The sequence below is a fragment of the Ensifer sp. 22460 genome, from assembly GCF_052044935.1.
In the GTDB taxonomy this organism is placed as follows: Bacteria; Pseudomonadota; Alphaproteobacteria; order Rhizobiales; family Rhizobiaceae; genus Ensifer.
In genome coordinates, this window is the sequence record NZ_JBQENZ010000026.1 from 39,591 (window position 1) to 61,087 (window position 21,497).

General features: G+C 58.5%; 21 protein-coding genes. 4 read left to right on the forward strand and 17 right to left on the reverse strand.

The window, feature by feature from the left end; genetic code table 11:
* Positions 1-23 precede the first annotated feature (23 nt).
* Genes ACTJKM_RS27140 through ACTJKM_RS27200 form a run of 13 tightly spaced genes read right to left on the reverse strand, consistent with a single transcriptional unit; the run spans position 24 to position 13,003 of the window.
* On the reverse strand, positions 24-2,120 hold the full coding sequence (locus ACTJKM_RS27140) for a type IV secretory system conjugative DNA transfer family protein (protein WP_440661334.1): 2,097 nt from the start codon (positions 2,118-2,120) through the stop codon (positions 24-26).
* Complete coding sequence (gene virB11, locus ACTJKM_RS27145; RefSeq protein WP_440661336.1) at positions 2,117-3,145, reverse strand: P-type DNA transfer ATPase VirB11; 1,029 nt, start codon at positions 3,143-3,145, stop codon at positions 2,117-2,119. The genes ACTJKM_RS27140 and virB11 overlap by 4 nt, the downstream gene beginning before the upstream one ends.
* Entirely contained in the window at positions 3,126-4,337 is a 1,212-nt protein-coding gene (gene virB10 / locus ACTJKM_RS27150; RefSeq protein WP_440661338.1) for a type IV secretion system protein VirB10, read from the reverse strand. The genes virB11 and virB10 overlap by 20 nt, the downstream gene beginning before the upstream one ends.
* Positions 4,334-5,146 (reverse strand): P-type conjugative transfer protein VirB9, encoded by an 813-nt coding sequence (virB9, locus tag ACTJKM_RS27155; protein WP_440661339.1) that lies wholly within the window; start codon positions 5,144-5,146, stop codon positions 4,334-4,336. Before virB9 ends, virB10 begins: the two co-directional genes overlap by 4 nt.
* Positions 5,143-5,838, reverse strand: a complete 696-nt coding sequence (locus ACTJKM_RS27160; RefSeq protein ID WP_440661340.1) for a virB8 family protein — start codon at positions 5,836-5,838, stop codon at positions 5,143-5,145. The genes virB9 and ACTJKM_RS27160 overlap by 4 nt, the downstream gene beginning before the upstream one ends.
* Before the next feature lie 25 nt (positions 5,839-5,863).
* Entirely contained in the window at positions 5,864-6,892 is a 1,029-nt protein-coding gene (locus tag ACTJKM_RS27165; RefSeq protein ID WP_440661341.1) for a type IV secretion system protein, read from the reverse strand.
* Positions 6,893-6,908: 16 nt separating this feature from the next.
* Positions 6,909-7,136 carry a hypothetical protein gene (locus ACTJKM_RS27170; protein ID WP_440661343.1) on the reverse strand — a complete coding sequence of 76 codons (228 nt, stop codon included), beginning with the start codon at positions 7,134-7,136 and terminating at the stop codon, positions 6,909-6,911.
* On the reverse strand, positions 7,126-7,827 hold the full coding sequence (locus tag ACTJKM_RS27175) for a type IV secretion system protein (protein ID WP_440661399.1): 702 nt from the start codon (positions 7,825-7,827) through the stop codon (positions 7,126-7,128). The genes ACTJKM_RS27170 and ACTJKM_RS27175 overlap by 11 nt, the downstream gene beginning before the upstream one ends.
* A gap of 11 nt (positions 7,828-7,838) precedes the next feature.
* A complete protein-coding gene (locus ACTJKM_RS27180; protein ID WP_440661345.1) occupies positions 7,839-8,921 on the reverse strand; it encodes a lytic transglycosylase domain-containing protein in 1,083 nt (360 codons plus the stop codon).
* Positions 8,918-11,377, reverse strand: coding sequence for a VirB4 family type IV secretion/conjugal transfer ATPase (locus ACTJKM_RS27185; RefSeq protein ID WP_440661400.1), 2,460 nt, complete (start codon positions 11,375-11,377; stop codon positions 8,918-8,920). Before ACTJKM_RS27185 ends, ACTJKM_RS27180 begins: the two co-directional genes overlap by 4 nt.
* Before the next feature lie 2 nt (positions 11,378-11,379).
* Positions 11,380-11,679 (reverse strand): type IV secretion system protein VirB3, encoded by a 300-nt coding sequence (locus tag ACTJKM_RS27190; RefSeq protein ID WP_113399136.1) that lies wholly within the window; start codon positions 11,677-11,679, stop codon positions 11,380-11,382.
* 2 nt (positions 11,680-11,681) lie between these two features.
* Positions 11,682-12,032 (reverse strand): TrbC/VirB2 family protein, encoded by a 351-nt coding sequence (locus ACTJKM_RS27195; RefSeq protein ID WP_113399135.1) that lies wholly within the window; start codon positions 12,030-12,032, stop codon positions 11,682-11,684.
* 11 nt (positions 12,033-12,043) lie between these two features.
* Positions 12,044-13,003: a lytic transglycosylase domain-containing protein gene (locus ACTJKM_RS27200; protein ID WP_440661348.1), complete on the reverse strand. Its 960-nt coding sequence runs from the start codon at positions 13,001-13,003 to the stop codon at positions 12,044-12,046.
* Positions 13,004-13,162: 159 nt separating this feature from the next.
* Here ACTJKM_RS27200 and ACTJKM_RS27205 point away from each other — a divergent pair, with 159 nt between their 5' ends.
* From ACTJKM_RS27205 to ACTJKM_RS27220, 4 genes are read left to right on the forward strand one after another with little or no spacing between them, the layout of a single operon-like run.
* Entirely contained in the window at positions 13,163-13,771 is a 609-nt protein-coding gene (locus ACTJKM_RS27205; protein ID WP_440661349.1) for a hypothetical protein, read from the forward strand.
* Positions 13,768-14,304 carry a thermonuclease family protein gene (locus ACTJKM_RS27210; protein ID WP_440661350.1) on the forward strand — a complete coding sequence of 179 codons (537 nt, stop codon included), beginning with the start codon at positions 13,768-13,770 and terminating at the stop codon, positions 14,302-14,304. Before ACTJKM_RS27205 ends, ACTJKM_RS27210 begins: the two co-directional genes overlap by 4 nt.
* On the forward strand, positions 14,301-14,996 hold the full coding sequence (locus ACTJKM_RS27215; RefSeq protein ID WP_440661352.1) for a thermonuclease family protein: 696 nt from the start codon (positions 14,301-14,303) through the stop codon (positions 14,994-14,996). The genes ACTJKM_RS27210 and ACTJKM_RS27215 overlap by 4 nt, the downstream gene beginning before the upstream one ends.
* Positions 14,997-15,044: 48 nt before the next feature.
* Positions 15,045-15,614, forward strand: coding sequence for a hypothetical protein (locus tag ACTJKM_RS27220; RefSeq protein WP_440661353.1), 570 nt, complete (start codon positions 15,045-15,047; stop codon positions 15,612-15,614).
* A 557-nt stretch (positions 15,615-16,171) separates the two neighbouring features.
* Here ACTJKM_RS27220 and ACTJKM_RS27225 read toward each other — a convergent pair.
* The 4 genes from ACTJKM_RS27225 to istB form a co-directional block, all read right to left on the reverse strand.
* Entirely contained in the window at positions 16,172-18,094 is a 1,923-nt protein-coding gene (locus ACTJKM_RS27225) for a HAMP domain-containing methyl-accepting chemotaxis protein (RefSeq protein WP_440661402.1), read from the reverse strand.
* A gap of 514 nt (positions 18,095-18,608) precedes the next feature.
* Positions 18,609-19,937 carry an aspartate aminotransferase family protein gene (locus ACTJKM_RS27230; protein ID WP_440661355.1) on the reverse strand — a complete coding sequence of 443 codons (1,329 nt, stop codon included), beginning with the start codon at positions 19,935-19,937 and terminating at the stop codon, positions 18,609-18,611.
* A 20-nt stretch (positions 19,938-19,957) separates the two neighbouring features.
* Positions 19,958-20,701, reverse strand: coding sequence for a phosphotransferase enzyme family protein (locus ACTJKM_RS27235; RefSeq protein ID WP_440661403.1), 744 nt, complete (start codon positions 20,699-20,701; stop codon positions 19,958-19,960).
* Positions 20,702-20,746: 45 nt separating this feature from the next.
* A complete protein-coding gene (gene istB / locus ACTJKM_RS27240) occupies positions 20,747-21,490 on the reverse strand; it encodes an IS21-like element helper ATPase IstB (RefSeq protein ID WP_014857536.1) in 744 nt (247 codons plus the stop codon).
* Between the last annotated feature and the right edge of the window lie 7 nt (positions 21,491-21,497).

The following is a 21,497-nucleotide window of genomic DNA, read 5'->3' on the forward strand; positions in this document are numbered from 1 at the left end:
TCCCTATTTTAGAGCTCTGATCACTATTCGGCTGACACTCCAACCTCGACGGGATCAGGTATCGTCGTGTTGAAGATTTCCATGTAATTGCGGCGCGCAGTCGGTGACTTACCGCCGAGCTTTTCGACCTTCATTTCGACCGTCGCCTTGAGCTGCGCGGCCTTTGGTGTCAGGCCGTCCTCAATCGCCTTTATCCGGGCTTCCGTGGCCGCAAGGCTTGCGGACGCTGCAGCCCCCGTCTTGGCAGGCGCCGACTTTGGGTTTGGTCGCAGCGCGTTTTTGTTGACGGTTCGCTTGGCGGTCGGAGCGGCGTTCTCCACTGGAGCAACGTCCAGCTTTGCGGCAACCGGCTCGATGGTGGCGGCCGCCTCCAGTTTTTCTTCCTCCGCGGGCTTCGGCGAGAGCACCTCGACGGAAGGATCTCCAGCCCTCGCATATTCCGGGGTCGTGGCCGGAACGGCTTTCGAGGGCAGATATTCGACGTCCGGCACTTGCGGAACGTGTGCTTGAGAGAACGCCTCTGCTGATTTGAATGGCTGCGTTTGGAAGAACCGAAGCTTTTCTGCGAAAATCGGCCTTTGTCCCTCAATGAGCAGGATCATCTTATTCTCCGGCATTTGCCGGACTTCCTGCGGCATCATCAGGTCGCGCTCCCGAATCTGCTCTACCTTCGTGCGACGTGGCAGACCCAACAACTCGATCGTTCGGGATTCTGACTGGTAGCGGATCGTGCGCTTCCCAAGCGCCCGGGACGCATATTCGGCGGTGGCCTGGTCGTTGGCACCGAGGACGAGCTGATAGCCGCAATTGCCGAGCAGGGAATGCCTCGAGGTCTCGCCGTAAATCTCGTCGAGGTTCTTCAGGTCCTGGATGATGAAGGCGAGCTTGATGTTATAGCCGGCCACGTAGGGCAGCTTCGTCATGATCTCGTCCATCCGCTTCAACTGCCGAAACTCGTCGAGCAGGAAGTACACGGGGAGGGATTTGGGATCGTGCTCGAGCGTGAGGATGTCCATCACTTGCTGCACGAACAAGGTCAGGAGGGGGCGCAGCAGCGTGATGTCGGTGATGTTGGGCGCCAGGTAGATCGAGATAGGCCGGCGCTTCATCGCCCGCAAATCCATGTCAGTGACATTGGTGGCGGCGACAATCCGTTCATTCTTGAAAGGCCGCATGGCCTTCTGAATATCCAACAGGGCTGAGGCGGCCGCCCGCTCAGATAGGGCGATGTAGGAATTGAAGCTTTCGATGGTGAACTTCGACACGTAGGGCTCTTTTTCCTTGATGTACTTCATAAGCGCCTGCAGATCGACGCCGCTGTTGAAGAAGGAGTTGACCTCGCCGAGATTTCGCCGGTCCTTATAGAATGGGCTTTCGGTGATGTAGCTGATCACGCCGGCAAGGACTTGCTGTGCGGTCGCTTGCCAGACGGAATTTTCCGAAGCCAAGTTTTCGGGCACCAGGATGCTGGCGATGTTTTGTATGTCGGTCGTCCGATTTCCGCGCTCGGAGCGCACGAAATCGAGCGGGTTGTAGCGATTGGTTGTTTCCGAGCCCGGTGCGAACAGGAAGACCTGGCTTCCACTCTGGCGCCGATAGCCCGCGGTTGCCTTGAACACCTCGCCCTTGAGATCGGTTACGATCATCGAACCTTCATGCATGAGCGCATTCGGGATCACATATCCGGCGCCCTTGCCGGAGCGCGTCGGGCCGATGATCAGGTGATGCCGGTCGTCCTTGGTGCGAAGAATGCTGCGCCCGATGCGGCCGAAGATATGGCCCTGTTTGCGGAACCATTTCCCTCGCCGAAGCGAGGCCATGTCCTGAAAGGCAGCGTCTCCAAGGGGATTGGTGACCGGCTTGAGACCGATGTAAGCGACAAGACCAGCGACCAGCAGTGCCGGCGCGATCGAGCCAAGCGCGACCTTCTGCAGGGAAGGGCTCGTCCGGTAGAGCCAGAACTGTTGAATTGGAGCAAAAGGATTGCTGGTGATGGTCGTTTCAAGAATCCGCCCGTCTTTATAGAAGAGCTGAAGCCCCAGGCCGTAGCCAAGCATCCAGACAACAAACGCTATCCCGATGCAGAAGAGAAGATAGAAGGCCTGGAGCCCCTTGGTCATGTTTCATCCCGGGCAAAATAGATCTCAGAAACGCCGCGCTTGCCGCCCTCCCGGCGGAGCTGGATAACAATCGGGATCACCATCTGGATGTACGACATGAGATCCTGCTTGGAGAAACCTGCCGACATGCCGGCCTGCTGCATCATCATGGCGAGCTGCTCATAGGCGCCCATAGGCGTATCCGCATGGACCGTGGACATGCTGCCCGGATGGCCGGTGTTAATCGCGCGGAGAAAGGCGAAGGCTTCGGAACCACGAATTTCGCCGACAAACAGGCGGTCCGGACGCATGCGCAGCGATGACTCGAGCAGGTTTTGAATGGTCACATCCGCTGTGCCCTGATCGCCCTTCGACGCAATCATGTGAACCGCGTTTGCTTGAGGGGGGAACAGCTCACGCGTGTCTTCGAGCGTAATGATGCGTTCATGCGGGTTCACGCTCTTCAGGCAGGCATTGAGGAAGGTCGTCTTACCAGAGGACGTGCCGCCACTAATCAGGATGGAGACACGCTTGGTGATGGCGGTATGGATGAATTCATAGATCCGACTTGCGCGCAGATGCCCGATCAGCTCCCGGTCAATGTCGCTGAGACCCCCAACGGCCACCGATACCTTTTCGAGTGAGCCGTTGTCGCGATACTCCTCGAGCGTGAAGTTATTGACCACCTGCTTGCGGATCGAGATCGAGCCACCTTCGGGCGCCGCCGGCGGCAAGACAATCTGAATACGCTCACCAGAGGGGAGCGCGGCGCTGAGGATCGGTTTGGCACGGCTGATAAACTGGTTGGTTGCCGCCGCAACGCGCTCACCGATGTTCTGGATTTCATCGACCGTCAGCGTTTCGATCCGATGATGCTCCATATGATCGGCGCCGAACCGTTCCACGTAGACGTGACCCGGTTTGTTGACCGCGATCTCCACCACCTTGGGGTCATCAAGAAAATGCTGGATCGGTTCGAGGGCGCGATCCAGGAAGTAATGCGGAGCGCGCCTGAGGGTACTGGCGTTACCTGCCGCGACGTTCACGCTGTATCTCCTTCATCGCTTCGGTGACCGGATCATCGTACATGGCGCCGAAATCGAGGTCCTGACGTACATAGACAAAGACGCGCTCGCCTTGGCTGACGCTGATGGTGGGAGGAATGCGGAGGTTTTCGCCCAAGACCTGGTTGGCCATGTCGGAGAAGGTCTCGGCGATCGTTTCGCGGGCCAGCTCTTCGCCGCGCTGTGCATCGTTATCGTCATCACCGAACGCCTGGTCGCTTCCATATCCCGTCAGGAAGCTGGCGCCGGCGCCGACGACCGAAAGCATGATCGCCGAGCCGAACCGCTCACGCCATTTGTTGTCGACATGGCCGGTTAAACCGGAGCGACCCAAGCTGTCTGCACCGATAGAGTTGAGCCGCACTGAGACACCGTCGTCACGAAGAAGCCGCGTCCAGATGACAAAGATGCGTTTCTGCCCGCGGGTCACCTCGGACTGGTATTCGCCGATGAGACGGGTTCCGGTCGGGATCAACACGCGCCGGCCGTCGAACGAATAAACGTCCTGCGACGTGATCGCACGAATCTGACCGGGAAGATCGCTGTTGATAGCGGTTTCGAGAATTCCGGGAATCAAGGTTCCTTCTGGTATCAACGCGTCGATCCGCTCGATCTGCCGAGCCTTCGCGGTTCGGTCCGCAAGGCTCGCGGCCGTGGCCAGGTACTTGCTGCTGCGGTCCTCGCCGGCAACAGTCAGTCCGGAATCCCCTTCGCCCGACAAGTTTCCGCTGCTGGTCCCGTTTCCTTTTTGATCAAGCGAGATCAGGCCGGACTTATATCGTTCGGGAAATTCCTCGACAGGTGCAATCTCAGCCGCTTGTTCAACGACCTCAGGGGGGGCTGGAACGTTGAACTCGGTCGTATCGACGGGCGCTTCTTCGACCGCCTCAGGAGGCTCAGGGAGCTTGATAACTTCCGGCTCGGGCTGCGGCTGCGGTTTTTCTTCGTCCCGCACAAACGATGGTGGCCGGAACGTCGTGGTTTGAAACTCCTCGTCGCTGTCAGCGATGTCACGGGGCTTTTCGTTGGCAGCGGCAAGGACGAAGTAGGCGGCGACAGCTCCGCCCACAATGAGGGCAGCCATGCCCAGGGATTGATTGCGACCGACACGACGATTGCTGACGGCGGTTTCGTCGGCCGCTGTCATGGCTTCAAGTTCGGGGCTGATTTTCATTCGTTGCCGCTCCTTCTACGTTTCGCCGCCTTTGTGTCATGGGCCGGCCCGAGAATGTCAGGGTCCGGAGCACCGAAGTCGGGCTTGCGAAGATTGAAGATGCAGGTCCATTGGTTGCCGTCGCGCAGCGTGTACTGCGTCGCAACGCCATCGACGACGATGTATTCGCCCTCTTTGCGGAAATTTCGGAGCGTCTCGGAAAAGTCCGTCTGGACGGCAAAGATCGCCGGAACGCGGCTGCCGAACTTGAAGAAGGTCTTCTTGCCGTCGTCAAAGATCATGGTCGGCTTCAGCGCCGGGTCACCGGAAAAGGAGTAGTCGATGTTGACGTTCGCCTTGTCGATGTTGGACATGTTCGGGTTTGCCGCCCGGTACTCGGCTTCTTTGCGGAGCGATGCGTTCAGGTCTTTTTCGGGGTACACGAAACGGATCCCGAACACCTGCTTGCCGTCGGTCGGAGCATGGTCGTTGAGCTCGAGAAAGTAGATCCTCTTGCTGGTGACAACATTCATGTTGGTGGCGACATTCTTCGCGATCGGCTTGACGAAGAGGATGTTGCCCTTCTCGGACGGGGCCACCTGCCAGCTGTCGGTGTCGCCAAGCGAGATCGTCTCGAACTTTTCGTCCTCGTCAAAGATGATCATGGTGGAAATGCCGTAGGTCGCGGAAACCTTCACGACGTTGTTGGACTGGTAAACTACGCTGGTTATACGCGAATCGAGCGAGCCGGGACGGGGTGCTTGCGCCGCATAGACGTGAGTCATCATCGCGACCGCGCTCGCGGCCGAAAGCAGGAAGCGTTTCATCACTCAGCGCCCCCTTGTGTCACCGTCTCCTGGTCGCGGCGATAGTTGTAGACCTGGAAGCCCAAGGGGTTCTCGAAGCGCCATTCATTGGTCGCCGGCGTATCCGTATAGCGATAGCGGACGACGGAAATGTAATGCCGGACGATCGTGTCCGTGTCCGATTTTTCGGTGGTCGAAAACCGGACCAAGGCCGTGCTCGCATTCGAGAAGGTGACGGACTTGATATCAACGGTCACCTTCTTGTTCTTGCCCAGGACCCTTGCCGGATTGTTGGGATTTGCTGCGCTGTAGAGCTCCTGCAGCTCGCGGGCTGCATCGCCAGTCGACAGCAGGGCGGCAATGCCGAAGTTCTGCTCGATGGCGAAGGGGTCGTAGCCTTCACGCGATCGAATGTAGCGAACGACATACGCCTGAGTTACGGCCTGTTGGTCGGTGAGGCTCGCCGGGCGCGTGAGACCGGTTTTGACCTCCATGTAGCCTGTGTTTTTGTCGACCTCGACGATGTAGGGTTCGAAGCTCTTCAGCGGGACGAGCATCACCAAAGCTGTCAATGACAGCAGGGTTATCGCTGCGAAAATCGTCGTGACCATCCACGCGAGCGTCCGCGATCGCTTGGCCTTCTTCACGATCTCCTGCTCCCAGCGATCGCCATCCTGAAAATAGCTCCGAAGAGCTGTTTCATTCGTTTCTGCCATTCGTTCTAGCCCTTACGTTCGCCCCTCAGCGAGGCATGCTGTTGTTGCTGATGCGGTTCTGCATCGCCTCAGCACTGGCATTCCTAATGTTGGCTCTCATGCCTTCGTGGGTCCGCGCCCTGGCCCGCATGCCTGCACTGCCAACGGCTCCCGCCAGCCCCTGTCCTCCCGACAGGGCGGACATAGGCGCGGAAATACCGGTCAACCGACCGAAAGCACGCGCAGCGTTGCCAATGCCGGCCGCTACGCCGCCGGTAATGCCCTGGGCGAGAACCTGAATGTTGAAGAGGACGAACGCGCCAGCGGCGCAGAGCAATAGGAACGCGGAGATGTCGCTGAGTTGAAGGCGCCTTTGATTCGCGGCGGTGCTGACCTTTGTCAGTTCCGGGTCCATTGCTGCGATCAGGAACGCGGCCACGACGTAAACGAATAGCGGGATCAACGCGTACATCAGCACTTGTTGGAACCATGCGACGCCCAGGCCTCTTGTCTGGTCGAACAACATGCAGCCGATGAAAATCGGCGCGGTCCCGATCAGGACCCACATCATCACTTTTGCGAGCAGTAGGATCGCCAACGCCACGGCGATGAACACCGCTACGGCGAACATGATCAGAAAGCCGACCATCGACGGCAGCACCGAAAAATAACCGGACTGTTCCGCAAACGCGGAAGCGGCCTCGTTGGCCGTTCTCCAGATCATCGACAGGCCGTTTGTCGGTTCCGTGATGCCGGTGCCAGTGGCAGTCAGGATCGCCCGGCCGACGTCTTCCGGCGTGTCGTTCAGCCAGGAGTAGAACAGCGTGTTGAAGTAGTCCCACTCTCTCACGAGCGCGAGGATGATCAACATACGGGTCAGGCGCCCGATGATCTCGCTAACGCTGACACGGGCGGTCCCCATGAAGAGTTGCAGCCCGTAATAGCCCACATAGGCGATGAACATGATGGTCAGCAGCGGCACGATTTCGTCGCCGACGATCCCGTATGCTCTTGCTGAGAAATTCGCGCCAGTCTGTTCGATCCGATCCAGCAGCGCGCCAAGGAAATCGTTCATCGGTGGGACTCCGTCCTCATTCACTCGCCATCGCGTCGATCGCCGCGAAAGCTTCCGCCGCCACGCCGTTGACACTCATCATCGGGCCGCACTCCTGACGGGGGTCCGGCGCGTACGACGTCAGGTTGGCAGGCCTCTTGCAGGGCGCGGTCTTTTCCTTCGCCGCCGTTCCGCAGCCGGCGAGGCCGGCCGCAATCAGAATCGGAACGAGAGGCTTTGCTGTCAGGACGATCTTACTGATCACTGTAGGTGAGTGCCTTCTTTGAATTGGAGATGTCCGTCAGGCGCCGCTGGTTATCGGCCTGGAGGGACGACACGGCGCCGTTCATCACGCCGATCAATTCGTTGACCGTCAGGCCGGCTTGCACCTGAAGCTGCGTATTCTGGTCGATCGAGCCCTTGATATCCTTGGCTTGACCGATGGTTGCACCCGCTTGCTCGAAAGACGTGCGGCGGGTTTGGACGGCCTTTTGCGAGCCGGTGACGAGAGCAGCGACACCGAGGACCGTGTTGACCATTTCCTCGTATGACTTGTCGCCTGAGAACGGGCTACCTGCCTGGCCGGACAGATTTTTCACGAGTTGCAGGCCGTTGATGAAGGTCGTAGCGACCTTGCTAATGTCACCGCCCATGCTGCCGAAATTCGGCACGCCGCCCGACATAAGGCTGTCGAAGGACGGCATTTGGGAAACGCTGAATCCATTGCCAATGGCAAGGTTCTGCATCTGGTTGGCGTCACTACCGCGTTCGCCGGTCACTGCCTGAAGGGTTTCCTGAACCGTTTTCAAGACTTCCTTGTTCGTGCCAAGAATCTTGTCGGTCGTCGCCGAGGTTTGCTGCGCAATCTTAAGATTGGCGCCGTCGATGACCGGTACTTGGGCGAGAGCTGTGGATGCAAAGGCCAGCGAATAGACCGTCACAATTAAACGTCTCATCGCAGTTCTCCTCATTGAGCGTTCAACATCAGTTTTACGTTGGCCTCACGTTCACGCTTCTGGACGCAAGCCTTCTCCGTCGGACTCCATTCAAGTCCTGCCCGAGGGTCGCAATGGGCAGTCACATCGCGATCTTCATCGTCAGTTCTGAAATCGCTTGTGCGCGACGATCCGGACAGGCCGCCAACATCGACGGCGCTACGAGAGTTCATGAGATCTGCCATCGTCGTGCCAAGACGAATGACCTGATTCATCATTTCGAGGTTGGCATTGCGGGCGCCGGAGTTGTGGTCCCAACTATCCTGGACCGTGCCGCTGTACATGCCGCCCAGCTGTTGCAGCCAGGACGCGACGTTTCCGCTGCTCTCACCGATCGCCTGGGAAGTCGCCATGGAATTAATCGTGGAGTTGCGCATGCCAGTGAAAGCCGTCGAGCCCCCGCCGTAATTCACCGGGATATTGGCGACGTCGGAACCGCCGAAGGCCGGCAGCCACTTTTGAGTGATGTTCGCGACGTACCCTTGCGTTTCCTTGAAAGGGGGGATCCCGCCATACTTCTGGACGTTCCCGGGACCGGCGTTATAGGCAGCCAGCGCCAGATTGGTGTTGCCATTGAAGCGGCGAAGTTGCTGTTTTAGATAACGCGCACCACCCCGGAGATTGTCCTCAATGTTGTGGGGATCGACTCCAAGGTCTTTTGCCGTGCCCGGCATCAGCTGAGAGAGCCCGATCGCACCGACGGGCGATTTCGCACAAGGATTGAAGCGGCTTTCCTGGTAGACGAGTGCCATGAAGAGCTTTTCATCGACACCTTCCTCCTGCGCGACACGCTTCACCAGTCCGGTAATTTCCGGATTGGCGGTCGCTGCCGAGGCTGGATCGCCGCCTCTCCCAGGCCGATAAATCGAGCAGGTCATCCCTTTGTTGACCGCGTACCGATCCCTATCGGTCTTCTCAATTTCAGTCGTCGTGTGGTCGCGCGTGGTATCGGTCTTGAGAACCTTGTCGTCGATTACGGGCACCTGAGAGAGCGCGGGTGCGATTTCGACAAGGGACAGTGCAGAAATCACCCACAATGCAGGACGTTTCCTCATTCGGCTTTCTCCCATCCGCAGAATTCAGCCAGCCAGTTTTCAGGCTCGTCGCCATGTCGTTCCCGAAGCGCTGCGCATTCCTCGATCGTCTCCTTGCGCCCCGAGAGCACTTTCACGAGATCGGGCATGGTGGAGAGATCGAGCCGGGCAATGACCGAGTCATTGCCGTGTTTGATGAGGAAGGTTCGCTTTTCGGGTGGGGTATTCTTGATGAAGCTGAATTCCTTCACCGTCAGGCCAAAACGCTTGATGTAGCTCTCTTCGTCGGCGCGGGGGTTCGGGAAGTGGATGTTGGTTGCTGACTGTTCGATCAACGTGTGTGAGGCTTTTGCCTTGGCGATATCCGCCGCGGACTGGGTGCCGAAACCAACGATGCCGTTGAGCTTGCGGATGGTCTTCATCTTGTCGACGATGAACGCCGAAAAGGTCTCGTCCATGAGAAGCTGCCAACCTTCGTCCATGAAGAACATGACGGGGTTTCCGTCCAGCAGCTCATCCAACCGATGATACAAATACATCAGCGCCGGTGTGCGCAGGTCCTCGTTTCCGAGAATGTTCGTCATGTCAAAGCCGAACACACTCCGGCCCGAGAAGGAGAGGACGTCATGCGCGGCGTTAAAGAGCCACGCCTTTTCGCCGTCGATCCAGGGCCGAAGGCGCGAATGAAGATCGTTGGCATCCGCCCGCGACCGACCTACCAGCAACCCGGCCAGGTTCGGCAGATTCCGCTCCGCGGCAGGCTCCTGCATCAAACGGACGATTGCCCGTTCAAGCGTGTCCTCGTCTTCCTGATTGAATTCGCTCCGATCTCCGGAGCGCAGCATTGCCTTCAGCAGCCGAAGCAGGAATTCGCGGTTCGGGCCGGTATTCTCGAGCTGCAGCGGGTTGAAGCCGGTCGGCGTGCCTGGCGACAATACCTCATATGAGCCTCCAATCGCCCTTACAAAGATCTCCGCACCACGATCCTTGTCGAAGAACACGGCCTTTGGTGTCGGTGAAACGCGCATCGCCTGCGCGAGCAGGAACGTTAGTGCGACCGTCTTACCGGAGCCGGTCGGCCCGGTGACAAGGAAGTGGCCGATGTCACGGCGATGGAAGTTGAACCAGTATGGCGTTTGCGACGTCGTTTCGAGGATCGTGATCGGTAGTCCCCAATGGGTGCGATCAGCCTGCCCCGTTGCGAAATTGTGCATCGACGAGAGGCCGGAAAAGTTCGCGCTCGACAACATGGCCTTGCGGGCAATGTAGCTGTGATTGCCGGGCAATTGCGCCCAAAAGCCCGCCTCGAGGTTCAGGTCCTCACGAAGCCAATTGATGTTCATGTCAGTCAGGCACGCACCGAGTTCAGACACGGTGCGGCTCACGCCGGCGAGGTCGCGGGACAGGCACAGCAGCGAAAGATGGTGGAAGCCGAACACGGCTTCCTGGTTCATCAGGCTATTGAGCGCATAGTCGATGTCCTGTTCGACCGCGCTGCCGGATTCGTCCGATGCCCGGATTTGCCGTTGCAGACGACTTATCCGCTCTTGCGCAATCGGCTTGTCGGCGATGGTGAAAGACTGCGTCAGAATGAACTCGTGGTTCACCTGCAGCAGCCCGTCCAACATTCCCGGCCCGGTGAAGGGCGGATACTCCTTAATCGATAACAGTGCGCCAAAACGGGTGTCTTCATCGACTGCCGCCTGAGCCTGCATTGTCCGCTTGCTGAAATGCAGCCGCGACGTGCCAACGTAGTTGCGGATGCCCATGCGTGGCAGGCGCATCTTTCGCGGCACACCACAGGTGAGGATCGTGTTGATGAATTCGCAGGGTTCGGAATAGGGTTCGCCCTGTTCCTTCGTTTCATGCCCCTCGATCGTCGCCTCGTCGTCCTTTCTGCAACGATAGGTAATTCCAAGCGCTCGGGCGCCGTACTTATGCAGGTCGCGCACGATGTTGCCGATCAGCTCTTCAAGCTCGGAAACATCTTCACGGGTTTGCTGGACCCGTGCGTCTTTGCTGGCCACGTCGAGGAGCCTCTTTAGCGAGTCGCCAACGCCGAGAGCACCCCGCATTCCAGACTGCACGATGGTCAGATAGATTTCGTTGGTGAACATGCGCTTGTGACGCAGTTGCTCGACGTAGCGTCTGTTCAGAAGATCGCAGAATGGCTCGTCGAACGCGCCACCGATCTCCGTTTCGACTTCGCGGCGGATCACTGTGGACCAAAGGGAATAGCGGCTGGAGCCTAATGCGCGGATCATCGTGTTTTGCACGACGGATCGCATGTTAAGTTCAGCCTGGTCCTCAGTTTGGAAGAACAGCCCATCCAGCTTGACGACGCTCAAGAGTGGGCCGTTTTCCAATCCGATCACAGTGTCGGAGACATGTCTGAGGTAGGGGATATGGGCCGACATGGGCCGCTCGTTGCTAGCGACCCGTCCGAATCCAAGCTCTTCTTTTACCACTTTCAGCATGGTCACGGTCCGTACGAGTTGGTGCCCCAAAAACGCTTGTTGGGCGTGCGGGGCGTCTTGCGCGACGTCACCTGCAGCACGTCGAGGATCTTGTTGTCCCAGGTGCAAAGCGAGAACAGAACGATGTAGGCGACCGGCGCGATGAGCAGCGCGAGGAAGTGGTTCGTCGCCAGCCAGCCGATAATGGTGACCCCGACGATCAGCACCACCGCCATGTATGGCACGCCCCAAAGCGTTGGAGATCGGGTTAACCCAATCACCAACGGAGTAAGAGCCGGTTTTTCGTCGGAGAACTCGCTCATGCTCAGTTGCTGCCGACGGATGAAATCATCTGGTCGACGATCGCCGGGGCTCCGAACACAAGTCCAATACCGATAACAACCGCACCCGCTGTGAACCACGAGAGACGTCCGGCAAAGGCGAGGAACCCAAGGCCGATGACAGCAATGATCGCCATCAGGCGACCGAACGGGCCGGTGATGAAGTCAACGATCATCTGGACGGCCGTTTGAAGTGGCGCAAAGGCGCCTCCGGCGCCGCCGCCTGCCTGCGCAAGAGCAATATCGGCGCCAACAACCTGAATGGCGGCTACCATGCCGCACATCGCCACAAGCTTCAGCGCTCGGGATTTGTCCCTCTGTACACCCGTCTGCATGTCTCTCTCCTTTAGAAGTGCATTACGCCACCGACAAACGTGCCGGTTTTCTTCACGGCGATGACGCCGGCATCGCCGCTGCCACCCGCATCTGAGACCGCTTGCGAAGCGGCTATTCTCGCCTTGCCTTTTGCCGACGGCATCGGCAGGCCGATCTGGTAGTTGACCACCTTGGCGACGTAGCTGACGGTTTCCTTAAACGGCGGGATACCGCCGTGCTGATAAATCCGCTGTTCGCCGCTGTTGTAGGCGGCCGCAACAAGGAGGGAGTTTTGGAACTCGTCGAGGAGCGCCCGCAGGTATCTCACCCCGCCCTCGATATTCTGAGCAGGATCACAGATGTCCTCGACGCCAAAGCGTGCAGCCGTCGCCGGCATGAGTTGCATCGGCCCGCGCGCGCCCTTTGGCGAATTGCGGCTCTGGTCAAAACCACTTTCCGCCCAGGTGATCGCCGTCGCAAAACGCTCGTCCACCCTGTATTTCCGTGCCGTCCGGACAACCAATGATTTGATTTCGTCTGTGCCCAGCGGAGACGGACCGCAGGTTTGCGCCTCGGATTGGCCGTCCTCGGTCGGCTCGTATGCATCAATTTGCTCTAAGTGTCCGGTCGAAGTTTGCGAAACTCCATGCTCAAAGGTGTCATCTTTTGCCGATGATGCGTGGCCTATTTGTGCATCAATTTGATTCGATACCCCAAGATTATGGAGGTCCTCTTGCGTTTCGGTCGCTGGCTTCACAACGCCGTTAGCGCCAAAGACGAACTCTTTCTCGGATGCAGACCAACGCTCCTCGAAATTCGTCGCAAGGGTGGGTTTGCCGAGATTTTGACCAGCTACTTGATTATTTACGATAATTTGACTTCTATTATCGTCCATGGCGTGAGCAATCCCACCCCAACCCAGTGACAAAAACGCGGCGCTGACAAAAGTCCATCTACCCGAAATGCCTGCTTTTCTAGCCCTTTTTTCCATCGTCCTCCGCCTGACTTGCGGTGTTGTGATTGAAACAAAAACTGTTTAAGTTGGTGCGGGAATGACATCGATTTGGTTCAGCGATACAACTTTTTGCAGATCACCGAAACCCCCTTTTGCCGGGGGATCGACAGAAGCAATTTGGATAAGGGCTAGAAAATGAAACGGACCATCATTGCCACACTCATAGGTGGTGTAATGACAACCCCCGCTTTGTCTGCCTCGGACATCGACAAGAATTACATCAAGTCGCTGGCAGCGCCGGGTAAGACCGTGCTGGTGATCGAGTACTACGACGGAAGTGGCAAAGTCGCCGATCGCAAGGGTTACGCGACCACGGCCGGGTTCAAGGCCGTATCGCCCACGGACTTCCGCGTTGACGACAAGACGACGCTTCGCCTCTACGGGCTCGAGCCCTGCAAAGGTGAAATGGTCAACCGTACTGAAGACTTCGTCGGGAGCTGCGACGACTTTGCACAGAAGCAGCTCCAAATCATGCTGCAAAACCCAAAGGTCGTCTTTTGCCGCGCATTCGTGAGCGAACAAGGCGCACCCCTTCAGAACGCGACTTGCTACGGCTATTACAATTTTCCTGGCAGTCTCGATTCCGTCGATATGTTCGAGGAGCAACTGCTATCGCTGGGCGCGTTACGCCTGTCGCAGAAGCCTGACGGAACGCCCGCTCGCTCGGATCTCACCAAAGCCGAGGAGATCGGGCAAAAAGGCTCTTTCGGGATGTGGGCCGATCCAAGGGTAAAGGGGCAATGAGAAAGGTTCTCATTCTCCTACTGGCCCTCTTCCCGACATCCGTCGCCGCCGCGCCAGATGGATATTTCGATCTGCTGCCTGGCGTCACGTTGGAAACTGGCGATACCTGGACGTCGGATGGCAAGCGCTACCGGCTCTATGGCGTTCAATCCTGTTTGCGCGGCACTTCTTACACGGACCATCACGGGCAGAAGCGCGATTGCGGCGAGGCCTCCCTGGCGGTACTCGCGGCATATATCAAAGACACCAAACCTGTTTGCGCGCCGATCGTTAAGAAGGACGGTATCGTTTACGTTGTCTGCTACGCCACCGTCGGGAAAGATCGCCTCGACCTGGCAAATGTTCTCATCACCAGCGGATATGCCTTCGCCGCCCTGAACGGTGAAGGCCTGCCCTATCACATTCCATATGCCGTTGCCGAGCAGCTCGCGCGCGATAAGCGTGCGGGCCTCTGGCAGTTCGAAGACGTTCAGCACCCGGCCATTCTCTTGAGCCGTGAGGTGAACGCGCGAGACAAAAAGGTCGACAAATGAAGCGATATCTTGCTGTGGCCGCGGTTCTCAATTTGATCGTACAGCCCGCTGTTTCGGCTGATCTCGTCAGAGATCCGGATGCTTCAATCCAACCGCAGAGGGCCGGTACTCAGGTCTATCAATATCCGGTCTACAAAGGTCGCGTCGCGGTCATGGACGGACGGTCCTTATGGTATCCACAATACGCGCGGCGCGTTCGCCTCGTCGATATTGACGCCTGCGAGTTGCCACAATGGGCGCTGGATCCGAAGTGGATTGACCGGCAGCGTCAAAAGGCCCCTTCGCCAGTTCCTTGTGGGCCTCTGGCCAAGGCATGGCTAAAGCGGACGATCGGTAACAATCCGGTAGAGTGCAGCGTCGTGGCCATGGGCAATGACGGTACGCCTGCGGCGCGTTGCACCTCGCGTGGACATGACATTGCGCTCGAGATGTTGCGTGTCGGTTGGGCACGGGCCGTCTCGCCCAATCCGGCAAACAGCCGATATCTCGCCTATCAAAACTATGCGATGGCAGCCCGCTACGGAATGTGGGCGACCTATGTCCTCGACATGAGGGAGTGGCGTCGCAAAGCCGTAGACAAGACGCTCGCTCGCCAGCCGATCGCAGATGCCAACCTCCTCGCCGAGCGCGCGAGTGAGATTTCCCCTCCCTTTACCGATGCACGCAGGAAGCCTGTGAGGACAGATCGATAGCTGTCCGACTTTGCTTTCTCTCCCGTACCCAAATGAGGACCAACTGAGATGAGACGTCTGCTTTATGCTGTAACAGGTCTTGCTGCCTTCGCCTTCTTGCCCAGCGGGGCGAAAGCGCAAGACGCAGAATTTGGTTGCAGAATTCTCCTTTGCGCCGCCTCTCAGAACCCCTCGTGGCAAGGTGTGCCATATTGTGTTCCGCCGATGAAGAAACTCATTCGAGATATGGCAAAGCCCGGTTTTTCTTGGCCAATATGCCACGAGGCAAAGGCGGGAAAACCGGGGCACGAGCAATATGAAGAGTGCCCTGCCGGCTCGAGCGTCGGCTACAGCGAAAGCGGACGAGAGGGGGCAAACCGGACACCGAACAAGTGTGTCCAGATCGTCGACCGGTGTGAGAACCGTGGGGACTTTCAAGCCCGCTATGGTGACGCGGATGCCAATGACCGCGCCAATATCAAAGTACGCACTCTTCACAATGGCCGGGGCAATCTGAGCGACAGCGGATGCAAAGTCCAAATCACGATGCCTCGGCCACAGCGCTCAAATCCCTATTTCTTCGACATTCCGAACGACAAGGACGACAAGGAACGCTTCTGGTTCAACCTCAGAACTTGAGCGAGGACATCACCCAAGCCAACGATCAAAACCCAAGCGATCTAAAAGACGAAACTCGCCGTTGCTTCGGCGAACCCTATACACAACCTGGTCCCAACTGAAAGCGCCGACCGGGGCCGAGGCACTGGCAACCTATCGCAAGACCCACGCGAAAGCACCTTTGGCAAGGGATCGCAGTGCAATGCCTACAATCTCACTCGCTCTTGGCCAGTGCGACATAGCAGCAGGCTCCGGCTAATCGGCTTGAGGCTTGCCGACGTCCCAGCCAACATTGCGGGCACACCGGTCAGCGGGCTGCATCAATGTTCTCCGTGCACCAAGACTCTGAACGGTCAGGTCGAATAACCTGCGGCCCCCATGTCCGTTGTCAAGGCTCTGGCACGAGACGAGCGGCTCCGCGGGAGCGGTGGTCGAGAATGCACGCTCATAAGTGGAGACGGGACCTGGCCGTGTCCTCCTGCGCCATAACGTGCCGCGTCCTGGTTTGGCAAGCAGGCTCTGGAACCAGAGTCTCTGGGATCTGAAAAGCGCACCGCGGCTGATAAACGGATCGTTTATCAGAATTCTTCCCAATCACTTGCCTTCAGCGCCACATTGCCATGCGTTACCGTTGCCGGGCGCCGTTCGGTCGGTGCTGATGCAGATCCAGCAGAGGGGGCAGGACGCAGTTGGGCGCCATCGCGGAACTGGCCGAGCAGTTCCGACAGCGAGACGGATTCGCTGGCTAGCGTCTGGCTGGCGGCGGATGTCTCCTCCACCATCGCCGCATTCTGTTGGATCGATTGGTCCATGGCATTAACGGCGGAGTTGATCTCGGAAAGCGCGGTCGCCTGCTCCCGGGCTGCCTCTACAATGGAAACGACGTGTCGGTTAATCTCCTGCACGCCGGAGACTATACCTGTCAGCGCCGTGCCGGTCTGGGCGACCAGTGCAACGCCCGTGCGGACCTGTTCGCCGGATGAGTGGATCAACTGCTTAATTTCCTTGGCTGCCGTTGCGGAGCGCTGCGCAAGCTCACGCACCTCTTGCGCGACGACCGCAAAGCCCTTGCCGGCCTCACCAGCCCGCGCGGCCTCGACGCCGGCATTCAGCGCCAGAAGGTTGGTCTGGAAGGCGATGTCGTCAATGACGCTGATGATATTATTGATCTCGCTGGAAGACCGGTCAATCTCGCCCATGGCTGCAACAGCCTGAGAAACGACATCGCCCGACTTCTCCGCATTAAGTCGGGTTTCCGCAACCAGTGCGCCGGCCTCCTCGGCGCGCTTGGTCGAATCAGCGACGGTAGCCGAGATTTCATCGAGTGCCGCAGCCGTCTCCTCGACCGTCGCAGCCTGATGCTCCGTGCGCCGGGCAAGATCGTTCGTCGCGCCGCTTATCTCGCGAGCACCGGCGTCGATGGCGCCGGCGATCTTGCCGATCGCCGTGACGGTCGCCTGCAGCTTGCCGATGGAGGCGTTGAAATTGGCGCGCAGCGAGTCGAGGTCAGCGTCGAAGCTCCGCGTGATGCGATAGTCGAGGCGGCCGTTCGCCATCTCCTCCAGCGCAAGCCCGATCTCCTTGACAGCTGCGGCAGTCCGGGAGGTCTGCAGCGAGCGCGCCTCCGCCTCGGCAGTCATACGTTTGTGTTCGGCGGCGGCACGGTCCGCATCATGACGCGAACGTTCGTCGGCCTTGGCGCGGATTACGTCACGCACTTCGGTGACGGCGCGCGCGAGATCGCCGATCTCGTCTTTGCGGTCGTCGGTTGCCGATCGGTTGTCGAGCTCACCGCGCGCCATGGCTGCCAGCGTAGATCTCAACTGGGCGATAGGTCGTGTGATGGAACGGCTTGCGAAGAAGGCGGCGGCCAGTGCTAGCACGACTGCGACGGAAACCTCGATCATCGACAGGTATTCGAAGCCGCTGGCGGACGTGCGCACTTCGTCGCCGATCATCCTGTTCAGATTTTCCTGATAGTCGATGAACTTGTTGATGGCGCCCAGCCAATCGAAGAATTGCGGGCGGGCTTTTTCCAGCAGGACGGCACGGGCGTTCGTCACGTCGCCCTTTGCCATCAGGCCGATGATCTCCGTCACAAGCGGGTTGGCTGTTGCCTGGATGTCCGCGATTTCCGCAAGGATCGTCCGTTCCTCGGCTGTCGCACCATTCGGCGGGGACACCATGTCCGCCATTTTCTTTTCATTTTCCGTATAGGTGGCGGCAAGCTTGTGGATCAGCGCGATTGCTTCCCTGCGCTCGTCCTCGGAGGCGAGTAGCACGACATCGCGGATAGCGATGGCGCGATCGTGCACGCTGCCGCGATAGTTGATCGCAAAGCGCTGCTTGACGCTGTTCACGTCGTTGATGCGGCCGAGGTCATCGTTGATGCTGTTGACCTCTAAGATTGACGTCCATGTCAGCACCAGCATGAGGGCGACGAGGAAACCGAAGCCGAGCCCGAGACGGGCGGAAATTCCAAAGCGCATGCTCATTGTCAGGATGACTCCCATCAGCGGCCGCGGGAATTACCAGCCGAAGGCCTGGTCGCGACTGCCATTTCGTTTAGAACTGAAGACTACAAACTCGCGGAGTCTTGTGTCGCGCACGCTGTCCCTTGCTCAAGGTGGTTCCGTGAACCGGCAATCATTGCCACCACCTCCACAATCGAGGACGCCCTCGTATGCCAAGATTGTTTCACAGGTCGTTAAGGAAGTGCTTATGCAAGCACGGCCCGGCTGATGCGGTTCAACAAGGAGGCAAAGTTTTCCTTGTGCTTCCAGAACAAATACTGACCGCTATCCGTCAAGCTCGTCAAACCGCGATCGATAGAAGACGCGGTTCCAATCTCGTCGTTTGCTTACGATTCGATATCCCAAGACTATCGACGAATTCACCCACAGCTCTCCGTTGCGCAGCAGAAACTGCGGCCAGCATCGGCCACTTAGCCGACGCCGGATGATCAGCGCAAGCGCGCTTCCGGCAACCCAGAGCCATCTGTGCGCAGGCAAACACTCAAACTGCGACGTTGGTAATTGCGCGCTCGAAAGTTGCGAGGAAGAGATCGACATGTTCGGCTTGGCATACGAGCGGAGGCCGCACTTTGAGGGTATCTTCATTGGCACCTGTCGTGCTGATAAGCACGCCGTCGTCCCGCATTGCATTGACCACCCCCAGAGCCATCGCACGCTTCTCCGGTATAGCAATCTCGTCGGGTCCAATATCGATTCCAAAGAATAGCCCCGCATTCCGGATTGCACGAACTCCCCTATGCTTCTTTGCGAGGCCCTCCAGTCCGGCTCTAAGTTGCTCGCTCATGGCAAGGGCGTGTTGGGGGATTTGGTCGCGTTGCAAGATTGTCAGTACAGCGTCGGCCGTTGCAATTCCGACCGTGTTTCCGGCGAAGGTATTCGAGTAGCGAGCGGTGGCACCAAACCGCTCCATTGGAGCTTTGCGACCGACGACGGCGCCAATCGGAAAACCGTTGCCCATTGGCTTGCCCAGAGTCACAAGATCCGGAACGATCCGGTGCCGCTCGAAACCCCACATATGAATGCCAGTTCGCCCAAAGCCCGGCTGAACTTCGTCGGCGATGATGAGGCCGCCCGCGTCCCGCACGGCTGCGACTCCGCCCGTAATAAATCCAGGAGGATCCACCCACACCCCGTCGCTTGAAAAGATGCTGTCGATGAGCAGGGCGGCAACTCCTATGCCGCGACGGTTCAGATCCAGTATCGCTGAACGAACCTGTGCCTCGAAAAAGTCGGCGGCTTGCGATTCTGGTATACCTGCCGGTCCGGGCAGAGAAACCATGCGCACGAACGGGCTGAGCTTCACCGCGTCGCCCAAATTCGGCGAAACGGCCGCCGCTGCCGCGCTCGTGCCGTGATAAGCATATGAGGAGACAATCACGCCCTCGCCGCCGCTCGCGAGGCGAGCGATGCGTAGGGCCAGATCGTTGGATTCACTGCCGGTGCAAGTAAATACTACTCGGTTGAGCTCCTCTGGAAATGCATCAACCAGCCGCTCGGCATAGTCGACAAGTCTTGGCTCGAGATAACGCGTGTTGGCGCTAATTCGCGCAGCCTGCTCGGCCATCGCCGCATTCACCTCGGGGTGGCAATGGCCAAGGGAGGGAACGTTGTTATAGAAATCCAGATAGGCTCGCCCGTCCGGATCATAGAGCCACATACCTTCGCCGCGAACGAAATGCACGGGCCGTCGATATTGAAGTCGATAAGATAATCCCAGTACTGCATCGCGACGGGCAATTAGCTCGGCATCGCGCGCTGGGAGGTTAACCTCACCTGGTCTGTAGCGATTGGGCATAAGGTCTGTAGACATGTTTGCTGCCTCTCTGAGAGTTACGGCGAAGGCTGTGACACTGCCGCGAGGACTGCCGCCTCGCCTGATGCAGCAGAAAGAGGCGCCAGGATTGTTAGCCCGCGTTCAGCACGAGCAACATTCTTTTTGATGTACTGCGAGTCGGCCGGAAAGAGGTGAGAGCGCCAGTAATTTATCAGTATCAGTGCGCTTTGACGTGCGCGCATGAGTCCGACCAGCAGTCTTGCTTCCAAAGCCGAAAGTGGAACGACCGCCGCATAGCCCGCAATGAGATGCTCGGCTCCGCCCAACGGAAGAGTTGGATCCGTCACGACGTGACTTGCCGCGATCGCCAAGTCCTGGATTCTTGGGCTCCAGCATCCATCGCCGAAATCGATAAAACCCAGGCCATCGTTGGTAACGATTGTGTTGAACGGACTAGGATCGTTATGAGTGACCTGCCACTCCAAGTTCGGGATCTGCGGCTCGATGATCTGAATGTACTCCGCCATCGCCCTACGAACGCTTGTCGCTACGTTTCCAGATGGTAAGTATTCTTCTAGTTCCATCAACCGTGGCCAGCACCCGACATGCCATAGAATTGGGCGGTCGGCTGCGGGTACGTTGACTTGCCCGAGTGCTAGGTCGAGCCGGCCGAGAGCGCTGCCAGTACGAGAGAGGAGGTGCGTATTCCGGTGAAGTCGGCCGCTGATTCCGAAACGAAGCCGGCCACCTATTCCGATTTCATTCCGGCCACCATTCCGATCTGAAGCCGGCCAGTTGATGCTCCCCTGGGTCGTTGTTTTGCATGGCGCGTGATTGTCGCGCGGTCAAGCGGCGGATGGTGTTTGACGCTGCTTTCGCAAGCTCTCGCCGTGCAGTTCGATGCGGTAGGCGTTGTGGACAAGGCGGTCGAGGATTGCATCGGCGATCGTAGGATTGCCGATCATGTCATACCAGTGATCGACGGGCACCTGGCTGGTGACGATGGTGGATCGCTTCTCGTAGCGGTCCTCGACGATCTCCAGGAGATCGCGCCGCTGCTCGTCGTTGAGCTTCTCCGGACCCCAGTCGTCGAGGATGAGCAGGTCGGTTCTGGCGAGCGCCTTGAGGACCTTGGGATATCGGCCGTCGCCGCGCGCCAGCGCAAGGGTGGCGAACAGCCTGGGCAGGCGATGATAGGCGACGGAGAAGTCCTCGCGGCATGCCTTGTGTCCGAGCGCGCAGGCCAGCCAGCTCTTGCCGACGCCGGCGGGTCCGATCAGCAAGAGGCTATGGTGTTGCCTGATCCAGTCGCAGTTGGCGAGCTTCAGGACGAGATTGCGATCGAGGCCGCGGGCGGCGCGGAAGTCGATGTTCTCGATCTGGGCATCATGGCGCAGCCTCGCGGCGCGAGCCCTTGCCTCGAAGCGCTTCTGGCGGCGCGTGGTCGCCTCGCGTTCGAGCAGCAGAGCGAGCCATTCGCCATGCTCGAGGTGTCTGGCTTCCGGCTGCGCCTCGAGCTCCTGATAGGCGCTGGCCATGCCTGTCAGGCCGAGTTCGCGCAGCATGTCGATGGTGGGATTGGTCAGCATTATCAGG

Excerpts from the sequence above, each read along its gene's own strand:
- ACTJKM_RS27210 (WP_440661350.1), top strand. The coding sequence starts at position 13,768 with ATGAGAAAGGTTCTCATTCTCCTACTGGCCCTCTTCCCGACATCCGTC.
- ACTJKM_RS27190 (WP_113399136.1), bottom strand. The coding sequence starts at position 11,679 with ATGAGCGAGTTCTCCGACGAAAAACCGGCTCTTACTCCGTTGGTGATT.
- ACTJKM_RS27215 (WP_440661352.1), top strand. The coding sequence starts at position 14,301 with ATGAAGCGATATCTTGCTGTGGCCGCGGTTCTCAATTTGATCGTACAG.
- ACTJKM_RS27180 (WP_440661345.1), bottom strand. The coding sequence starts at position 8,921 with ATGAGGAAACGTCCTGCATTGTGGGTGATTTCTGCACTGTCCCTTGTC.
- ACTJKM_RS27185 (WP_440661400.1), bottom strand. The coding sequence starts at position 11,377 with ATGCTGAAAGTGGTAAAAGAAGAGCTTGGATTCGGACGGGTCGCTAGC.
- istB (WP_014857536.1), bottom strand. The coding sequence starts at position 21,490 with ATGCTGACCAATCCCACCATCGACATGCTGCGCGAACTCGGCCTGACA.
- ACTJKM_RS27200 (WP_440661348.1), bottom strand. The coding sequence starts at position 13,003 with ATGGAAAAAAGGGCTAGAAAAGCAGGCATTTCGGGTAGATGGACTTTT.
- virB10 (WP_440661338.1), bottom strand. The coding sequence starts at position 4,337 with ATGAAAATCAGCCCCGAACTTGAAGCCATGACAGCGGCCGACGAAACC.
- ACTJKM_RS27140 (WP_440661334.1), bottom strand. The coding sequence starts at position 2,120 with ATGACCAAGGGGCTCCAGGCCTTCTATCTTCTCTTCTGCATCGGGATA.
- ACTJKM_RS27160 (WP_440661340.1), bottom strand. The coding sequence starts at position 5,838 with ATGGCAGAAACGAATGAAACAGCTCTTCGGAGCTATTTTCAGGATGGC.
- ACTJKM_RS27205 (WP_440661349.1), top strand. The coding sequence starts at position 13,163 with ATGAAACGGACCATCATTGCCACACTCATAGGTGGTGTAATGACAACC.
- ACTJKM_RS27175 (WP_440661399.1), bottom strand. The coding sequence starts at position 7,827 with ATGAGACGTTTAATTGTGACGGTCTATTCGCTGGCCTTTGCATCCACA.
- ACTJKM_RS27195 (WP_113399135.1), bottom strand. The coding sequence starts at position 12,032 with ATGCAGACGGGTGTACAGAGGGACAAATCCCGAGCGCTGAAGCTTGTG.
- ACTJKM_RS27230 (WP_440661355.1), bottom strand. The coding sequence starts at position 19,937 with ATGTCTACAGACCTTATGCCCAATCGCTACAGACCAGGTGAGGTTAAC.
- ACTJKM_RS27165 (WP_440661341.1), bottom strand. The coding sequence starts at position 6,892 with ATGAACGATTTCCTTGGCGCGCTGCTGGATCGGATCGAACAGACTGGC.
- ACTJKM_RS27220 (WP_440661353.1), top strand. The coding sequence starts at position 15,045 with ATGAGACGTCTGCTTTATGCTGTAACAGGTCTTGCTGCCTTCGCCTTC.